The organism is Corynebacterium sp. HMSC055G02 (genome assembly GCF_001809065.1).
In the GTDB taxonomy this organism is placed as follows: domain Bacteria; phylum Actinomycetota; class Actinomycetes; order Mycobacteriales; family Mycobacteriaceae; genus Corynebacterium; species Corynebacterium jeikeium_D.
On the sequence record NZ_KV795659.1, the window covers coordinates 150,205 to 166,992 of the forward strand.

Below are 16,788 nucleotides of genomic sequence, written 5' to 3' on the forward strand. Positions count from 1 at the left end.
AGATTGACTGAAGCGGACATCTATTCACATGCGTTACATCCTTAACTTAAATAACAATAGTGACTTCTGTACCTGTGTTTTGGTGGATAATTTGCTATTGGATCCCGGGATTTGCTGGCAGTTAACGAAAAAGTCATTAAATGTAACTCACTTTTATGAATCCCAAGTGGATTTAAAAGCCTCTACGTCCGCAATTTACCTGGTAGGCGGCGTGCTATTTTGGTGGCGAAGAGAGTGCCTGGCCACCCCCGCGTAATTCTTATGTAGGCGCCATTTTGTGTAGCGCCTAGTATTAGCGGCGTGATACTGCGGATTTATCCGCCTGATTCTAAATGGCATGTGGGGTATGGATTTTTCCGTGCCACTTTTCTTGAGAGGGACTTTAATGGCGCGATCTTTCCGTGCAATCGCTATGGCTGGAGCTGGCCTTATTCTTACTGCGAGTGCGGTCTTTGGCTCGGGCGCAGTGGCAAACGCCAATCCGGTCAGTGCAGTCGCAGTCAAGGCGTTCAATAGCTCGCTTGCGACTCCAGTGGTGGTTTCCCCGGTCGGACGTGCAGCTGCGGAGACTGCGTTACTTGATCCTCAGGTGCCGATTATTGTGCTCGGGGCCCGTCTCAATCCCGACTGCAGTGCTCCTGCTGTGTTGACGTCCCGATTGGAAACTGCACGTTCGCTGGCGCTGCGTCATCCGCTTAACCCGGTCGTCGTCACGGGTGGTCGTACTCGGCCGGGCTGCCAGACTGAGGCTGAGTACATGCGTGATGCGCTTGCATCTATGGGAGTGTGGAAGCGACGAATCACGATGGAAACAAACTCAGACTCCACCGTTGAAAACGCGGCAGGCACTGCATACCTTGCAGGATCGGGAGCCCGTGGCGTTCGTGCTGCTGTCATTGTGACTTCTCCAACGCACACACCGCGTGCACGAGACACCTATGCTGCCGCCGACAACTCGGCTCTGTGGCTGGCAGTCCCGTCGACTGTGAACTAGCAGTTTCTAGGAATTGGTGAAGTTTGCCTCGCGCTTTTCAGTGAAAGCGGCCATGCCTTCCTTCTGGTCATTGGAGGAGAACAGGGAGTGGAAGGTGCGACGCTCAAAGAGCAGTCCCTGCGACAGCGTCATTTCGTAGGCCTGGTTGATCTGTTCCTTAATCTGGGTAGTGGCAACCAGAGACTTCGACGCAATGGTGTCGGCGACTTTCAGGGCCTCGTCGAGAAGCGCGTCCGGCTCGACGACGCGGGCGACCAGACCTGCGCACTCAGCTTCCTCGGCACCCATCATGCGGCCGGTGAGGCACATCTCCATTGCCTTAGCCTTGCCGATTGCGCGGGTGAGACGCTGCGAGCCGCCCATGCCCGGAGAGATGCCGAGGTTGACCTCAGGCTGACCGAACTTGGCCTTAGCGCCAGCGATGATGAAGTCCGCCATCATAGCGACCTCGCAGCCACCGCCCAGGGCGTAGCCGTTGACGGCGGCGATAACTGGAGTGCGGACGGAAGTCAGAACATCCCAACGTGCGAACCAGTCAGAGGCATACATCTCGGTGCCGGACTTGTCCGCCATCTCCTTAATGTCCGCACCTGCGGCAAACGCCTTCTCGGAGCCGGTGATGATAATCGCGCCGATTCCCGAGTCGTTGTCGAAAGCGGTGGCTGCTGCGCCGATCTCTTCCATGGTCTTGTGGTTCAGGGCGTTCAGTGCCTTCGGGCGGTTCAGGGTGATAATGCCGACGCGACCTCGGGTTTCGGTAAGGATGTTTTCGTAGGTGGTCATTAGATACTCCTTTGGGATGGCTTGAGTTTGGTGAAAGTTGTGTATGTAGCCCGCAATTCCAAAATCTGAAGAACGTGGCTGCGGCTTGAAAAGTCTTTCCTGTATGCGAGGGTACCTGCGGTAGCGGGTGTCGTCAGGCTGTTTGAGCTGATAGGTGCAGGGTGGGGCGAGTTGGTGTCTTTTAGTGCTCGATGTGCCGGTGGCCATATTGGCTAACTAGACAGCTTTGTCTATATACTTCGCTTTATGTCGAACAAGAACACCGCAAACACGCACGAACTATGGGACATTGCTCGCAAGCTTCGGGAAAACCACACCTATGTTGACTTGACTCACGCGTTTCACGCCGGTCAGCCGAAATTCCCTGCGCTTCCCGACGAACAGCGAACACGGCTTTTCACCGTTGCTGAGCATGGATTTGAAATCGACCAGTATCAGTTTGTTGGCCAGTGGGGTACGCATGTGGATCCGCCTGTGCATTTCGTCCAAGAGACGAGAACTCTTGACAATATTGGCGTCGAGCAGATGATCCTGCCTTTGGTCGTCCTAGATTTCACTGCTGAAGTCGCTCGGGATAGTGATTTCTCCCCTTCGATTGCTGATGTCGAGGCGTGGGAGGAACGCAATGGTTTGATTCCGGGCGGTGCATTTGTCGCATTTCGCAGTGACTGGTCAAAGCGGTGGCCTGACGCTGAGGCAATGGCCAATGCGGATGAAGAGGGCGTGACTCACTACCCAGGATGGAACGTTGAGGTTGTCGAATGGTTGATAGACAACCGTGGCGTTGTGGCGATTGGGCACGAGACCACTGATACGGACCCCGGCATCGTGGCTCATGGTGGCAGCTTGCCGACGGAACTCTATCTATTAGGGCGTGACCGATGGCAGATTGAACTTCTGGCTGGGCTCGACCAGGTGCCGGAAACGGGGGCTCTCGTGGTTGCCTCCTGGCCGAAGCCAAAGGATGGGACGGGGTTCCCAGCTCGAGTTTTTGCTGTTTTGCCAGTGTAATCCTCCCACTGCCTTCGAACGGTTTTCGAATACGCCATAAAGCTTCGCCTAACTCAATCCGAGCCTAGATGCGTGATTCAGCCGTCATTGTTTGAGAGCTTTGCATTGTCCGTTCACTGCGTCGACCGAAACGACGAGCCGACAGCACGGATTATCCTCCGGCGTGCATTGTCAAGATCGGCCGGCTCTATGTGCTCGCATGGGGTGAGCTCTGTGAAGGCATGGGCGGCAGTGCCGCGGTGAAGGCGGATTCCCGAGTGGCAATCCGCCTGTGGTCTTAACCTCGCTTACGCAGTGAAACTACCAATGCGGCAATACCGGTCAGCGCGCCCACGAGGCCGAGCCCCAGGCCCCAGCCGCCAAGCGTGCTGCTCGAATCCTCGCTGGTAGCAGCTGCGGAATGCTCCACGTCGTCTGAGCGGCTATCGCCGTGGTTTGTCTCGCTGGTGCCATGGTTGTGGCTGTGGTCGTGGCCGTGGCTATGTTCATTGTCTTCCGACTTCTCAATCAGCTCCACAGTTGGAACCGGGTAGTCACTATCGTGGTCCTTTTCAGCCCAGTTCATCGAACCCTTTTCACAGGTTTGCAGCGTCGGCACCTCAACTGTCGACGGCTTTGCGTCATCAGCCACCTTCACGCTGAGCGTCAGAGAATCCTTCAGGTCCGACGGCAGTGGAGTCTTTGCGGTGTAGATGACCTTCTGCACCTTTTCATTCTTGCCAGAGCCGGTCGACTCCTTGGTGACATCCCAGTTCGCGTTCACGTTCGGCGTAACCTTTTCGAACTCCTCCGGGATGGTGAACTCGACCTTCGTCGTCGGCGAACCGTCGCAACCATGGCCGACCCCGAAAGCCAGATCCGCGTAGCCGCCAATCGGGGCAGACGACGGGGTTGCATGCACATGTGCGGATGCAATGGCAGGGAAGGCGAGGGTTAGTGCGGCGCTTGCCGACGCTACTGCGAGCCCACGGAAAAAGGGGAAATGGTGTCGCTGTGCATTCTGAGGCACGAAAAACTCCTAAATAAGTGGGATGAATTCTTGGCTCAATCGCCCCGTAAATGGGGAGAATTTAGACATGTATTAGTGGAGCCGCCAGAGCTGATTCGGTGTCAGGCCATGGGGTAACAAGGGCATGGCCTGTTGATGAGCCGGTGGCTGCAAAACACGTCAGGGGATTAGTCGGTTCGCTGTGCAGGAAAGTTCCCAGGGCTAGTGCTAGGAAATTCTTTGTCCCCCTGGAGTCCAGAGGCAGGATTCTGTATAGAAAATTGCGCTGTCGGCTACCGTGAGTGGCTTTAGAGCATAGTCTTGTAAAAATCTTTTATCGCGGTGACCTGCGGTGATGACGGTTTTTTTTAGAAAAGTTGAGTCGGGTTGGAATAACTTTGTCCCATAGTCCGTTGCATAGCATGACAAACATTGAGTCGGACACACTCAAGTTTGCTTGACAGATTTTCTACGGCAATGCAGACTTGAGCGCGTAAGACTTAAGGGCAATTCTTTTACTCTTCTAGAAAGGTGTTCATCATGGGACGCGCTGTTGGTATTGACTTGGGTACGACGAACTCCTGTGTCTCCGTCCTCGAGGGCGGCGAGGCTCAGGTGATTGCGAACGCTGAGGGTTCGCGCACCACTCCGTCGGTGGTTGCATTTGCAAAGAATGGTGAGGTCCTGGTTGGCCAGTCCGCTAAGAACCAGGCTGTCACTAACGTTGATCGCACTATTCGTTCGGTCAAGCGCCACATGGGTACTGACTGGAGCATCGAGATTGATGACAAGAAGTACACTCCGCAGGAGATTTCCGCTCGTACGCTGATGAAGCTGAAGCGCGACGCTGAGTCTTACCTGGGTGACGACGTCACTGATGCGGTTATTACCGTTCCGGCTTACTTCAACGACGCTGAGCGTCAGGCAACCAAGGAAGCGGGTCAGATTGCTGGCCTGAACGTCCTGCGCATTGTCAATGAGCCGACTGCTGCTGCACTTGCTTACGGTCTGGAGAAGTCCGACAAGGAGCAGACCATTCTGGTCTTCGACCTCGGTGGCGGTACCTTCGACGTCTCCCTGCTGGAGATCGGCGACGGTGTTGTTGAGGTTCGCGCAACTGCTGGTGACAACAAGCTCGGTGGCGATGACTGGGATCAGCGCATCGTTGACTGGTTGGTTGAGAAGTTCCAGTCCAGCAACGGCATTGACCTGACCAAGGACAAGATGGCTCTGCAGCGTCTGCGTGAGGCTGCTGAGAAGGCCAAGATTGAGCTGTCCTCCTCGCAGCAGGCATCTATCAACCTGCCGTACATCACCGTTGATGCTGACAAGAACCCGCTGTTCCTGGACGAGACCCTGTCCCGTACTGAGTTCCAGCGCATCACCTCTGATTTGCTTGACCGCACTCGTAAGCCGTTCCAGCAGGTCATTGCTGACGCTGATGTTTCGGTTTCCGACATTGACCACGTCGTGCTGGTCGGTGGTTCCACCCGTATGCCGGCAGTCTCCGAGCTGGTCAAGGAACTGACCGGTGGTCGTGAGCCGAACAAGGGCGTTAACCCGGACGAGGTTGTCGCAGTTGGTGCTGCTCTGCAGGCCGGCGTTCTGCGCGGTGAGGTCAAGGACGTGCTGCTGCTCGACGTCACCCCGCTGTCGCTGGGTATTGAGACCAAGGGCGGTGTCATGACCAAGCTGATCGAACGCAACACCACTATCCCGACCAAGCGTTCGGAGACCTTCACCACTGCTGAAGACAACCAGCCGAGCGTTCAGATTCAGGTCTTCCAGGGCGAGCGTGAGATGGCTGCAGCTAACAAGCTGCTGGGCTCTTTCGAGCTGGGCGGTATCGCTCCGGCACCGCGTGGTGTCCCGCAGATTGAGGTCACCTTCGACATCGACGCCAACGGCATTGTCCACGTCACCGCTAAGGACAAGGGCACTGGTAAGGAAAACACGATCACCATCCAGGACGGCTCCGGCCTCTCCAAGGAGGAGATCGACCAGATGATCAAGGACGCTGAGAAGCACGCTGACGAGGACAAGAAGCGCCGCGAGGAGCAGGAAGTCCGCAACTCGGCTGAGTCCATGGCTTACCAGACCCGCAAGTTCGCATCGGAGAACGAGGACAAGGTTTCCCAGGACATCCGCGACCGCGTTGAAGAGGCCGCCAAGGAAGTCGACGAGGCTCTGAAGGGCTCCGACATCGAGGCCATCAAGTCCGCCGTCGAGAAGCTGTCCACCGAGAGCCAGGAGATGGGTAAGGCTATCTACGAGGCTCAGGCAGCTGAGGGTGCAACCGCAGCCGAGGGTGCTGAGGCCGCTGACGCTGACGACAACGTCGTTGACGCTGAGGTCGTCGACGAGGACGAGAAGGACAAGTAAGAATGACTGACCAGGATCAGGGAAACCAGCCCACCCCGGAGGAGCCGGCCAACCTGGCCGATCAGGTCAACGAGGTCTTCGAGCAGGCCAAGCTTGACGACGACGTGGAGCCGGCGACCGAAGGTGCCGCCGGCGACACCGCCGCGGAGGAAGCTGCAGACCCAGTTGCAGCCATCCAGCGTGAGTTGGATGAGCGCACGGAGGACCTGCAGCGCCTGTCGGCGGAGTTCGCAAACTACCGTCGTCGAGTTGACCGAGACCGTGAAGCCGAGCGCGTACAGGCGAAGGCAAAGCTGGCTGGAGAACTGCTGGTTTTGGCTGATGACCTCGACCGGGCTGAAGAGCACGGCGACTTGGCAGACGGCACGCCGCTGAAGGCTTTCGCGGATAAATTCCGTGGCGTGCTGACCGCACAGGGTGTTGAGGAATTTGGTGCCGCAGGAGAGGAGTTCAACCCGGACATCCACGAGGCTGTCCAGGATCTCTCTGAAGGGGATGACAAGGTTCTAGCCAATGTGCTGCGCAAGGGCTACCGAATTAATGACCGTGTCATTCGTACGGCGATGGTAATCATCGGCGATCCGCAGTAGCGGAGACACAAGTGACGCAGATTTCTTTGAATTAGTTTTTCTGAAAGGAGGAGATGCACCATGACTCAACGGGAATGGGCAGATAAGGACTATTACGCTGACTTGGGCGTCTCTAAGTCTGCGTCACTCGACGAGATTAAAAAGGCCTACCGCAAGTTAGCCCGGGAGAACCACCCGGATAAGAACCCGGGTAACAAGGCCGCTGAAGATAAGTTCAAGCGAATCTCCGAGGCATACTCGGTGGTCGGTGACGAGGACAAGCGCCGCGAATACGATGAGCTGCGTGCAGCTCTCGCAGGTGGTTTCCGATTCCCCGGTGCCGCAGGTGCCGGCGGAGCCGGTGCTGCCGGTGCACGTGGATTCGACTTCGACGTGTCGGATCTCTTCGGCGGAGGTGCCGGATTCGGTGGCAATGCTGGTGGTGCAGGTGGCCTAGGTGATTTCCTGGGCGGCTTCGTAAACCGCAATGGTGGCGCTGGTGCTGCCGGGCGGCAGAAGGCCCGCCGTGGTGCGGATGTGGAGACAGAGATTACGCTCGATTTCCGCGAGGCTGCCCAAGGTGTCACCATCCCGCTGCAGCTCACCAACCCGTCGCCATGCACGAACTGCAATGGTTCGGGTGCAGCGCCGGGAACCTCACCGGTGACGTGTACCACCTGTCATGGTTCGGGATATGTCAAGGAGCAAAAGGGGGCCTTCGGCTTCTCCAGTCCGTGTGCGGACTGTGGTGGCCAGGGCACTCGTATCGAGAACCCTTGCTCGCAGTGTAACGGCACCGGTGTGACCACCCGCCGTCGTACCATCACCGTTCGCGTCCCCGCTGGTGTGGTGGACGGCCAGAAGGTCCGTCTTGCGGGCCAAGGTGAAGCGGGACTGCGGGGGCGTCCGGCCGGTGATCTCTTTGTCACCGTTCACGTTCGTCCGGATGAAGTCTTCACCCGCAGCGGCAACGACCTTGAGGTCACGGTGCCCGTGAGCTTCGGCGAGCTCGCGCTCGGCGGCACTATTACTGTGCCGACGTTGGGTGACAAGATTCGCGTGCGTGTCCCGGCTGGCACAGCCGATGGCCGAACACTGCGTGTGCGCGGTCGAGGAATCCCGAAGCGCAATGGCACTCCGGGTGACCTGTTGGTAACCGTGCGTGTGAAGGTGCCGACCAATTTGGACGACAATGCCACTTCGGCATTGCGTTCCTACGTCGAAGCGGAACGTGCCAGTGGGTTCAATCCTCGTGAGGGTTGGGCAGGTGCGAAATAATGTCCGACAACACTGAGGTCTATGTCATATCCGTAGCCGCGAATCTCGCGGGCATGCATGCGCAGACGCTGCGTAATTATGACCGACTCGGGTTGGTAACTCCGCAGCGAACCTCCGGCGGAGGTCGGCGCTACACCAAACGCGATGTGGCGCTGCTGCGTGAGATTCAGCGTCTGAGTCAGGAAGACGGCGTCAACCTGGCCGGTATTAAGGCCATCATCGACCTGACTGAGCGGGTGGATTCGCTTGAGCAGGAAAATGCAGAACTGCGAGAGCAGCTCTATCAAGCAAAGGCACAGGCTCGTCGTTCGCGAGGCGAACTGGTTCACGTCCCACGCTCTACGGCAGTGGTGATGTGGGAGCCGCGCACACGACGCCGGCACAAAGACAACCGCGGTGGGGAAAGGTAATCCCACACGGCTGAGTGAACGGACTAACCAGCGTCGCCTGGTTAGTCCGTTTTCTTTTGGCTTGTTAATTTGGGCCGTGGATTCGCAACCGCCGATCTGAGACGCCGGTCAGCTGTCAGTTAGCCACCGGTTGGTCTCGCGGGTGAAAACTTCGTCGTCAAAGTAGTGTTCGATGTGCGGGTTGCCCTGAACGTGCCGATACTTTTGAGGAATATCCTGCACGGGAGTGACCATGAAATCGGTCAAATCTCGCATGGACAGGCCATGCTCACTCAGGTTGAGTGTGTACGCGCCGAAATCCTTATCCGCTGGGTTTTTCCCATGAATCCCCAGTTCGGCAGGAATACGAATGGGGTCCATCGGGGACGTCGCCACTGCCACACGGTGGCTATTCTCATTTTCGGGTCGGACTGTGCCGTCCGGCTTGAGTAGTTTCATGTCGTTTGCGCGCTCCAGTCCGGGGCCAACGCCTGGCGGAGCTATGAGCAGCACCCTATCCGCGTAGAGGCCACTACCAAGGGAAGCCTGCGAGACCACCGTCGCCCCATAGCTATAGCCGGCGACAACGTGCCGCTGAGTAGAAGACGTGCCGTGGCTAGTAAGGCCACCGGCGATCGCAGTGTCACCACTATCGACGCCACCGGAACGCTCAATCAAACCAGCTTGCAAGTGCTGCAGGCGCTCAGCGGCAAAATTGTGATACTCGGTGCGTATGGCCTCACGGAGGTCGGGCGGCGCGTCATAGGAAAACAACACCACCGCCACATCCTCCGGATCTTCACCGGCGGCGTGGAAGGTCGCGGCTACGCGCTCGAACTGCCTGCTAGCGTCCTCCGCGCTAGAGCTGGTGCCGGGGACGAGAGTAATCACAGTCGATGCTCGCTCAACGTCACCGAACGCAATCGCAGAATGTCCAGGCGAGGACTCCAATAGTTGTCCAGGAGGCAGCCCCAAAGCCCGGGCGCGAGCGGACATGGCAGCGTCTATCTCCGATAGCGGTCTACTCGAATACGCCCCAGTCAATCCGCTCCCAACTTCCAAGTCCCAACCACCGTCAAGCCCTCTGTCAGCAGGGTTGCCAGTACCACTGCCAGCCTGTGATGGCTGCAATCTACCCGAGCCGCTAACTTCGCTTGCCACCAGTGGTGAAAGAGCTGATATTGCGCCCGCCGCCTTCTCATCGAGTCGGTTGAGTTCAGCCAAAGCCGACTGAATCCGAAGCTGCGAGGTTGCACGCCATTCGGCCATGGTGAAAGGCCCGGAAGGAATTTTGGGATGAACGAGGCTGCGCGCAATCGCAGACAGCATGCCCTCCGGCGGAGTCACCGCACCAGAAACCAGGTTCACCTGAAACCCCAGGTTGGTTGCCTGGTTTACCGCGGCGGTAAGTTCGCGGATGACGTCGTTAAGCATGGCGGCGGTGTCGCTGCAGCAGGCGGCGAGACGTTCGAGCGCGACGCTGCTCCGGCGCAGACGCGTGGAGCTGTGAGTGACAGAAACCTCGGCGGCGCTGCGATTGTCGCCGGCGAAGTCATCCTCTGAAAGCGCGTTGAGTGCGGCCTGGGAACTGTCGGCGGAATCGGTGAGGGCGCGCGCCCCGGAACGCAGTGCCCGGGCAAGCGTCTCCAGCGAATCCACACGCCACAGCAGCGCTTCGCCTACCGTGACCATGACAGCTTTTCCAAGGCGGCGGACTGGTCATGCTCGTGCGCGAGAGCGCTGACAGCGAGGGCATCGGCAGCCTGCGCAATAACGTCGATGTTTGTGCACGCAGCAAGCAATGATTCCGACCACTTCCCACAGGTAGTGGAGGCAGCGGGGACGATCCGTGAGCCGGGCAGGGCAGAGGTGAGCTCGGCGCTTCCCGGGGCAGCTGCGACGATGGTGGAAAGACCATCAATACGAGTGGAAATCTGCTGGTAGGAACGGCTTAAGGCGGATAGTTGAGCTGGGTTGACTGTGATGTGTTCGGCCATGTTTTTGATTCTGCTGGGTGGCGAAAGGCAGCGGAAGACCATCTTCAGCGAACTGTGGATAACTCTGAGCGGAAGCAACGCAGGAAGCCGCGCTGTGGATAACTTCAGGGCGGTCAATCCGGGGTAGTCGGTAGCATTTAGGCATGCGTATTGCATTGGCTCAGTTGGAATTGTCAGCGTCGGTTGAAGAGAATCTGGACGCGGTGAAGGTGACTATCGCGCGGGCAGCACAGGACAACGCCGATTTGGTGGTTTTCCCCGAGGCCACGATGAAGGCGTTCAATTCCGGTCGCCTGGATGTCGTGGCGGAGTCCAGCAGCGATAGGTTCGTAGCGGAGGTCTCGCAGGCCGCTCACGATGCCGGAATCAGCGTGGTGGTCGGCATGTTCCGGCCGGCAGATGAAGTGGAGCGCGACGGTAAGACGATGCACCGCGTCTTCAATTCGCTGCTTCTGGCTTGGCGTGATGAGGACGGCCCCGGTGTCGAGTTCTACGACAAACTCCACCTCTTCGACGCTTTTGGGTTTCGCGAATCGGATACTGTCGCGCCGGGCAACGCGCACGTGGTCTGTGATGTCCCGCTTGCCGACGGATCGTCGGTCGCCCTCGGTCTTGCGACATGCTTTGACATCAGGTTCCCGGAGCAATTCATTCAACTGGCCAACCTGGGCGCAGAGGTCATCGCGCTGCCTGCATCGTGGAATGACGGCCCGGGCAAGGTAAGGCAGTGGCAGACGCTGGTGTCGGCACGCGCACTGGATAGCACTTGTGTGATTGCGGCAGTCGATGCAGCCCGGCCTGGTGGGGCGAAGGCCGCGGGGAAAGATGAGGGGCCGACCGGCGCGGGGCACTCCATGTTGGTCAATGCGGACGGCGGAGTTATTGCCTCGGCGGGCTACGACCCGCAGTTGCTTGTGGCCGATGTGGATATAGCGGAGGTGGAGCGGATTCGTCGCTCGATTCCGGTGCTGGAAATTCGCGATCAGGGCTAGCCGGGAAGCAATGAAGCGGGCCGAGTCGAGGGGGCGAAGATTGCGGGATATTAGCCTATAGTTCTACCGATTCGGGCGAAGTCCTTTATATTTCTTATCATGCTGCTCCACATCCTCTGGGTCATCGGAATTACGGCCGAAGGCGTCACCGGCGCACTAGCGGCCGGTCGAATGCGCATGGATCTCTTTGGAGTTTCAACAATTGCGTGCATGACTGCTATCGGCGGCGGTACCCTGCGCGATGTCATTCTCGGTCACTATCCGTTGGTGTGGGTTGCAAGCCCACAGTATTTGCTGGTTATTGTCGGTGCAGCACTGATCACGGTGCTGTTGGCCGACTTCCTGATGAAGCACTTCCGGGTCGTGTTCTTGGTCGCTGACGCAATCGGTTTGTCGGCGTTTTCCATCATTGGTGCCCGCGTGGCCATGGAAATGGGGCACGGCGTCATCATCGCTATTGTCGGCGCCGTTCTTACCGGTGCGTTTGGAGGTGTGCTCCGCGACCTGATGTGTGACCGCGTCCCGCTGGTGTTTCAAAAGGAGCTCTATGCCTCCATCGCAGTCGTCGCGGCGACGCTTTACTACGTGCTCGACATGGTTGGCCTGCACGAGAACATCAACATCATCTGTGCGGTGCTGTCCGCACTGTTCATTCGACTAGCGGCGCTTTGGCGTGGCTGGTCGCTGCCGGTATTTGACTATCAGGGGCGCGATTAAAACACAGTACCCAGAAAAACTCTCAGCAAAATACTCTAATTAGCTCAGCAGAATCGATAGTTGTTGCTGAAAAGATTGCCGTTATGGATTTTTCTGGATTCCTCTCCGGTATCGGAGACCCCGAAGCTCTACTCCAGGGGTTTGGCCCTTGGGTGCTTGCGGGGCTTGGACTCATCATCTTTATTGAGTCCGGTGTGCTCTTTCCTTTTCTGCCCGGTGACTCGCTGTTGGTCACTGCTGCCGTCTTAAGGTCAGAGCTAGATGTCCACACCTGGCAGGTGCTGGTTATCGGTATTATTGCCGCGGTGCTGGGTGATCAAGTCGGTTACTTCTTAGGCCACTCCTTCGGCCGCAAACTGTTCAGCGACAATGCCAAGGTGCTCCGAACTAATCGGCTGGAAGCGGCCGAGAAGTTCTTTGCCAAGTACGGACCACTGTCGTTGGTGCTGGGGCGATTTGTTCCCATTGTGCGCACCTACGTTCCGCTGGCGGCGGGCACTGCGAATATGCCCTACGGAAAGTTCATCGGCTGGAATGTCACCGGTGCGATTGGCTGGGTCGCCAGTATGGTCGCTGTTGGTGTGCTGCTGGGCAACATTCCGGGAATCACCAGTTCCATCGACAAGATCATGTTGCTGGTCATTGCAATTTCCGTGCTACCGGTTGTCATTGGTGGTGTGAATGCGCGTCGTAAAGCAGCTGTTGCGAAGCGCTCGGTGTAGGACGGTGCTGTCGTAAGGGCAGAGGCGCCGACAGAAAAACTCCCGCACCAAGAAAACCTGGTGCGGGAGTTTTTAATTGCGCTAGCGACTACCTAGAGGTGCGCACAAGCGCAGATGCACAGCACGGACGATTAGGAAATCGAAGCCTCGTAGATGCCCTTGACGGACTCAGCCATAGTTGCGTTGAACTCTTCGTCGGACTGCTGAGCGGACAGGCCCTCAGACAGTGCACGGGAGAAGGAAGCAATCATGCCGTGGTTGCGGGACAGGCGCTCGTTGGCGTCCTCGCGCTCGTAGCCACCGGACAGGGCGACAACGCGCATGACCTTCGGGTGCTCAATCAGCGGCTTGTACAGGTCATCCTTGGTTGGGATGGAAACCTTGATCATGACCTTCTGGTCATCAGCCAGGTCATCCAGGCCAGCGAGCAGCTCGCGCAGGACGATGTCCTCAGCCTCTGCCTTGTCAGCAGCGTTGATGTCGACCTCCGGCTCCAGGATCGGAACCAGACCGTGGGACAGAACCTGCTTGCCGAACTCGAACTGCTGAGCAATGTTGGCCTTGATGCCCTCTTCGTTTGCCTCAGCAATGAAGGAACGCATCTTGGTACCGAAGATGCCCTTAGCGACAGCGCGCTCCAGCAGCTCATCCAGGCCCGGGCACGGCTTCATAAGCTGAACGCCGTTTTCCTTGTCTGCCAGGCCCTTGTCAGTCTTCAGGAACGGGACGATGCCCTTCTTTTCCCACAGGTACTGAGCGGTCGGGATTCCCTCGATGTCGCGATCCATTGTCTGCTCGAAGAGAATCGCGCCAATAATCTGCTCAGAGTTGAAGGACGGGGAAGTGATGATGCGGGTACGCATCTCGTGAACCAGGTCGAACATTTCATCTTCGTTCGAGTACTGATCCTCGTTGATGCCGTACAGGCGCAGAGCCTTCGGGGTAGATCCACCGGACTGGTCGAGAGCGGCGATGAAGCCTTTGCCCTCAGTCATCTGACGTGCCTGCTCGATGTTCATTCGAGTCCTTTCGTGAGAATGAAGGAATGTCACCTACCAGGGTAACCAAAACAGTATGAGTGCGCTGTCCACCCATCACTCACATGGGGGAAGTTGAATCCGGCGGGAGTGTGCTGGTGAGGACGTCGGGCGGTGTGTCGGAGTGTGTTCGCACGTGGTTTCTGGAGCTTTCCAACGTTTTCTAGTGCTTTCCGGCGTGCTACTACGCTTAACGACGCTGCCGAGCTCAATCCTTTTTGCTATAGGTGTGGTGTGAATCACGGTCGGGAAATTGAAAAACTTGAAGTTGAGTGGAACAGACTCAAGGTTGAATGCGTTATGGGTAGTGAATGACAAAGTTGAGCCAAAGGGGCGCAAGTTATGAGTTTTACACCAACAACTAAGACTGGAGAAGTTCTCCAGGAAGCTATGAAGGCCGCGACCAGCGCGGGTAACCCGGATATCCGGCCTGGGCACATTCTGGTAGCACTGCTGGAGCAAAAGGGGGGTATTGCGGCTCCACTGCTTGAAGCAGCGGGCGTTAATCCTTCCGGGGTTTTGACCCGCGCTAAGGAGTTGGTCGCGGGGTACCCGTCGGCAAGCGGGGCGAATATGGCGAACCCACAGTTTAATAGGGACGCCGTTAATGCTCTGAACGCCGCCGAGGAGCTGGCGGGGGAGCTGGGAGACGAGTACGTTTCCACGGAAATTCTGCTTATCGGTGTGGCAACTGGCCAGTCGGAGGCGGCAACTGTGCTGCAGTCGGCGGGTGCTACTGCCGAGGCGTTAAAGGGTGCGCTGACTAGTGTGCGTGGATCGAGGAAGGTAACAACGGAGAATCCAGAAGAGCAGTACCAGGCTCTGGAAAAGTATGCGACGGACTTAACCGCGCGGGCACGTGAGGGCAAGATTGACCCAGTTATTGGCCGCGATGCGGAGATTCGTCGCGTGGTACAGGTCTTGAGTCGTCGTACCAAGAACAATCCGGTGCTCATTGGTGAGCCGGGCGTTGGTAAGACGGCCATTGTAGAGGGGCTGGCACGACGCATTGTTGCAGGTGATGTGCCGGAATCTCTGAAGGGCAAGACGCTGATGAGCCTGGATTTGGGCTCTATGGTCGCCGGTGCGAAGTATCGCGGTGAGTTCGAGGAGCGCCTGAAGGCGGTTCTGGACGAGATTAAGGAATCCGACGGTCAGATTATTACCTTCATCGATGAGATTCACACCATCGTTGGCGCTGGCGCCACGGGTGATGGCTCGATGGATGCGGGCAATATGATCAAGCCGATGCTGGCTCGTGGTGAGCTGCGTCTGGTCGGTGCGACGACCCTGGATGAGTACCGCAAGTACATCGAGAAGGATGCTGCGCTGGAGCGTCGTTTCCAGCAGGTCTTTGTCGGTGAGCCGAGCGTTGAGGACGCCATTGGTATTCTGCGTGGTCTGAAGGAGCGCTACGAGGTCCACCACGGTGTTCGCATCCAGGACTCCGCGCTGGTGGCTGCAGCAACGCTGTCGGACCGCTACATCACATCCCGCTTCCTGCCGGATAAGGCTATCGACCTGGTTGATGAGGCCGCATCGCGTCTGCGTATGGAGATTGACTCCTCGCCGGAGGAAATCGACTCCGCGGAACGCATCGTGCGCCGCCTCGAAATCGAGGAAATGGCCCTGGAGAAGGAAACTGACATCGCGTCGAAGGAACGCCTGGACAAGCTCCGTGAGGAACTTGCAGATGAGCGCGAGAAGCTCAACGCTCTGAAGACTCGCTGGCAGAACGAGAAGTCCTCGATTGATGATGTCCGCTCCGTCCGCGAAGAGCTCGATGCCCTGCGCACTGAGTCCGAAAAGGCTGAGCGCGAAGGTGACTACGGGCGCGTCGCAGAGCTGCGTTACGGACGCATCCCTGAGTTGGAGAAGAAGCTGGAGGCCGCCGAGGAATCGGTCGCTGACGCAGAGGAAAACTCCATGCTCAAGGAGGAGGTCACGCCTCAGGAAGTCGCTGAAGTTGTCTCCGCCTGGACGGGTATCCCGGCTGGCAAGATGATGCAGGGTGAGACCGAGAAGCTGCTCGAAATGGAGCTTAACCTCGGCCGTCGCGTTGTTGGTCAGACTGCCGCTGTGGAGGCTGTCTCCGATGCTGTCCGCCGTTCGCGTGCGGGTGTTGCCGATCCGAACCGTCCGACTGGTTCCTTCCTGTTCCTCGGTCCAACTGGCGTTGGTAAGACAGAGCTGGCCAAGGCGCTGGCGGAGTTCCTCTTCGACGATGAGCGTGCGATGGTGCGCATCGATATGTCCGAGTACGGCGAGAAGCACTCTGTCGCTCGTCTGATTGGTGCTCCTCCTGGATACGTCGGCTACGACGCTGGCGGTCAGCTCACCGAGGCTGTTCGTCGCCGTCCGTACACCGTCGTGCTTTTCGACGAGGTCGAGAAGGCTCACCCGGACGTGTTCGATGTGCTCCTGCAGGTGCTCGATGAGGGTCGCCTGACCGATGGTCAGGGCCGAACCGTGGACTTCCGAAACACGATTCTGATTCTGACCTCCAACCTCGGTGCTGGTGGTACGCATGAGCAGATCATGGATGCGGTCAAGATGGCCTTCAAGCCGGAGTTCATCAACCGTCTCGATGATGTGGTGATCTTCGATCCGCTGACCTCCGAGCAGCTGCGCGGCATTGTGGACATTCAGGTCCGTAACCTGGCAGAACGCCTGGAGGCACGTCGTCTGGTGCTGGATGTCTCCGATGAGGCACTGGATTGGCTGTCGGAGCGCGGCTACGACCCGGCCTACGGCGCCCGTCCGTTGCGTCGCTTGGTGCAGAAGGCAATCGGCGATGAGCTGGCACGTCGACTGCTCGCCGGTGATGTTCGCGATGGTGACCGCGTAGAGGTCACGGTTGCTGACGATGGCGAGTCGCTGAAGGTTGTCGGCTATGACGAGGATGGCGTAGCCCGAGTCTAGGGCGCCT

15 protein-coding genes are annotated in these 16,788 nt (G+C 58.0%); 10 read left to right on the plus strand and 5 right to left on the minus strand.

Annotated elements, in window-relative coordinates:
* Positions 1-385 precede the first annotated feature (385 nt).
* Entirely contained in the window at positions 386-994 is a 609-nt protein-coding gene (locus tag HMPREF2547_RS07090) for a YdcF family protein (protein WP_049189446.1), read from the plus strand.
* A gap of 6 nt (positions 995-1,000) precedes the next feature.
* On the opposite strand, the gene HMPREF2547_RS07095 is transcribed toward HMPREF2547_RS07090, so the two are convergent.
* A complete protein-coding gene (locus HMPREF2547_RS07095) occupies positions 1,001-1,777 on the minus strand; it encodes an enoyl-CoA hydratase (protein ID WP_070605318.1) in 777 nt (258 codons plus the stop codon).
* 246 nt (positions 1,778-2,023) lie between these two features.
* Between HMPREF2547_RS07095 and HMPREF2547_RS07100 the strand changes: the two genes are divergently transcribed.
* Positions 2,024-2,788, plus strand: coding sequence for a cyclase family protein (locus tag HMPREF2547_RS07100; RefSeq protein WP_070605321.1), 765 nt, complete (start codon positions 2,024-2,026; stop codon positions 2,786-2,788).
* Between the two features lie 277 nt (positions 2,789-3,065).
* Here the strand turns inward: HMPREF2547_RS07100 and HMPREF2547_RS07105 are convergent, their stop codons facing one another.
* On the minus strand, positions 3,066-3,797 hold the full coding sequence (locus HMPREF2547_RS07105) for a YcnI family protein (RefSeq protein ID WP_049171733.1): 732 nt from the start codon (positions 3,795-3,797) through the stop codon (positions 3,066-3,068).
* A 519-nt stretch (positions 3,798-4,316) separates the two neighbouring features.
* Here HMPREF2547_RS07105 and dnaK point away from each other — a divergent pair.
* Genes dnaK through HMPREF2547_RS07125 form a run of 4 tightly spaced genes read left to right on the plus strand, consistent with a single transcriptional unit; the run spans position 4,317 to position 8,415 of the window.
* Positions 4,317-6,158, plus strand: a complete 1,842-nt coding sequence (gene dnaK / locus HMPREF2547_RS07110; protein ID WP_048734453.1) for a molecular chaperone DnaK — start codon at positions 4,317-4,319, stop codon at positions 6,156-6,158.
* 2 nt (positions 6,159-6,160) lie between these two features.
* Positions 6,161-6,748: a nucleotide exchange factor GrpE gene (gene grpE, locus HMPREF2547_RS07115; protein ID WP_016421563.1), complete on the plus strand. Its 588-nt coding sequence runs from the start codon at positions 6,161-6,163 to the stop codon at positions 6,746-6,748.
* A 60-nt stretch (positions 6,749-6,808) separates the two neighbouring features.
* Positions 6,809-8,005, plus strand: coding sequence for a molecular chaperone DnaJ (gene dnaJ, locus HMPREF2547_RS07120; RefSeq protein WP_005511752.1), 1,197 nt, complete (start codon positions 6,809-6,811; stop codon positions 8,003-8,005).
* Positions 8,005-8,415 (plus strand): heat shock protein transcriptional repressor HspR, encoded by a 411-nt coding sequence (locus HMPREF2547_RS07125; RefSeq protein ID WP_016421562.1) that lies wholly within the window; start codon positions 8,005-8,007, stop codon positions 8,413-8,415. Before dnaJ ends, HMPREF2547_RS07125 begins: the two co-directional genes overlap by 1 nt.
* A gap of 108 nt (positions 8,416-8,523) precedes the next feature.
* Here HMPREF2547_RS07125 and HMPREF2547_RS07130 read toward each other — a convergent pair whose 3' ends face one another.
* Complete coding sequence (locus HMPREF2547_RS07130) at positions 8,524-10,086, minus strand: alpha/beta hydrolase (protein ID WP_070605323.1); 1,563 nt, start codon at positions 10,084-10,086, stop codon at positions 8,524-8,526.
* Positions 10,074-10,391, minus strand: a complete 318-nt coding sequence (locus HMPREF2547_RS07135; RefSeq protein ID WP_016421560.1) for a hypothetical protein — start codon at positions 10,389-10,391, stop codon at positions 10,074-10,076. The genes HMPREF2547_RS07130 and HMPREF2547_RS07135 overlap by 13 nt, the downstream gene beginning before the upstream one ends.
* A 143-nt stretch (positions 10,392-10,534) precedes the next feature.
* On the opposite strand from HMPREF2547_RS07135, the gene HMPREF2547_RS07140 reads away from it, so the two are divergent.
* From HMPREF2547_RS07140 to HMPREF2547_RS07150, 3 genes are all read left to right on the plus strand, one after another.
* Entirely contained in the window at positions 10,535-11,383 is an 849-nt protein-coding gene (locus tag HMPREF2547_RS07140) for a carbon-nitrogen hydrolase family protein (protein WP_049193760.1), read from the plus strand.
* A gap of 99 nt (positions 11,384-11,482) precedes the next feature.
* The gene (locus HMPREF2547_RS07145) at positions 11,483-12,100 is read left to right on the plus strand and encodes a trimeric intracellular cation channel family protein (protein WP_016421558.1); all 618 of its coding nucleotides are present in this window, start codon (positions 11,483-11,485) and stop codon (positions 12,098-12,100) included.
* Positions 12,101-12,183: 83 nt separating this feature from the next.
* A complete protein-coding gene (locus HMPREF2547_RS07150; protein WP_016421557.1) occupies positions 12,184-12,822 on the plus strand; it encodes a DedA family protein in 639 nt (212 codons plus the stop codon).
* A gap of 131 nt (positions 12,823-12,953) precedes the next feature.
* On the opposite strand, the gene HMPREF2547_RS07155 is transcribed toward HMPREF2547_RS07150, so the two are convergent.
* Positions 12,954-13,841: a fructose bisphosphate aldolase gene (locus tag HMPREF2547_RS07155; protein ID WP_038626781.1), complete on the minus strand. Its 888-nt coding sequence runs from the start codon at positions 13,839-13,841 to the stop codon at positions 12,954-12,956.
* Positions 13,842-14,201: 360 nt separating this feature from the next.
* Here HMPREF2547_RS07155 and clpB point away from each other — a divergent pair, with 360 nt between their 5' ends.
* Complete coding sequence (clpB, locus tag HMPREF2547_RS07160; RefSeq protein WP_070605325.1) at positions 14,202-16,781, plus strand: ATP-dependent chaperone ClpB; 2,580 nt, start codon at positions 14,202-14,204, stop codon at positions 16,779-16,781.
* The last annotated feature ends 7 nt before the right edge of the window (positions 16,782-16,788 follow it).

Bases quoted from the DNA above. Each gene is read 5' to 3' on its own strand.
- HMPREF2547_RS07090 (WP_049189446.1), top strand. From the start codon at position 386: ATGGCGCGATCTTTCCGTGCAATCGCTATGGCTGGAGCTGGCCTTATT.
- HMPREF2547_RS07150 (WP_016421557.1), top strand. From the start codon at position 12,184: ATGGATTTTTCTGGATTCCTCTCCGGTATCGGAGACCCCGAAGCTCTA.
- HMPREF2547_RS07140 (WP_049193760.1), top strand. From the start codon at position 10,535: ATGCGTATTGCATTGGCTCAGTTGGAATTGTCAGCGTCGGTTGAAGAG.
- HMPREF2547_RS07135 (WP_016421560.1), bottom strand. From the start codon at position 10,391: ATGGCCGAACACATCACAGTCAACCCAGCTCAACTATCCGCCTTAAGC.
- HMPREF2547_RS07155 (WP_038626781.1), bottom strand. From the start codon at position 13,841: ATGAACATCGAGCAGGCACGTCAGATGACTGAGGGCAAAGGCTTCATC.
- HMPREF2547_RS07145 (WP_016421558.1), top strand. From the start codon at position 11,483: ATGCTGCTCCACATCCTCTGGGTCATCGGAATTACGGCCGAAGGCGTC.
- HMPREF2547_RS07125 (WP_016421562.1), top strand. From the start codon at position 8,005: ATGTCCGACAACACTGAGGTCTATGTCATATCCGTAGCCGCGAATCTC.
- HMPREF2547_RS07130 (WP_070605323.1), bottom strand. From the start codon at position 10,086: ATGGTCACGGTAGGCGAAGCGCTGCTGTGGCGTGTGGATTCGCTGGAG.
- grpE (WP_016421563.1), top strand. From the start codon at position 6,161: ATGACTGACCAGGATCAGGGAAACCAGCCCACCCCGGAGGAGCCGGCC.
- dnaK (WP_048734453.1), top strand. From the start codon at position 4,317: ATGGGACGCGCTGTTGGTATTGACTTGGGTACGACGAACTCCTGTGTC.
- HMPREF2547_RS07100 (WP_070605321.1), top strand. From the start codon at position 2,024: ATGTCGAACAAGAACACCGCAAACACGCACGAACTATGGGACATTGCT.
- dnaJ (WP_005511752.1), top strand. From the start codon at position 6,809: ATGACTCAACGGGAATGGGCAGATAAGGACTATTACGCTGACTTGGGC.
- HMPREF2547_RS07095 (WP_070605318.1), bottom strand. From the start codon at position 1,777: ATGACCACCTACGAAAACATCCTTACCGAAACCCGAGGTCGCGTCGGC.
- clpB (WP_070605325.1), top strand. From the start codon at position 14,202: ATGAGTTTTACACCAACAACTAAGACTGGAGAAGTTCTCCAGGAAGCT.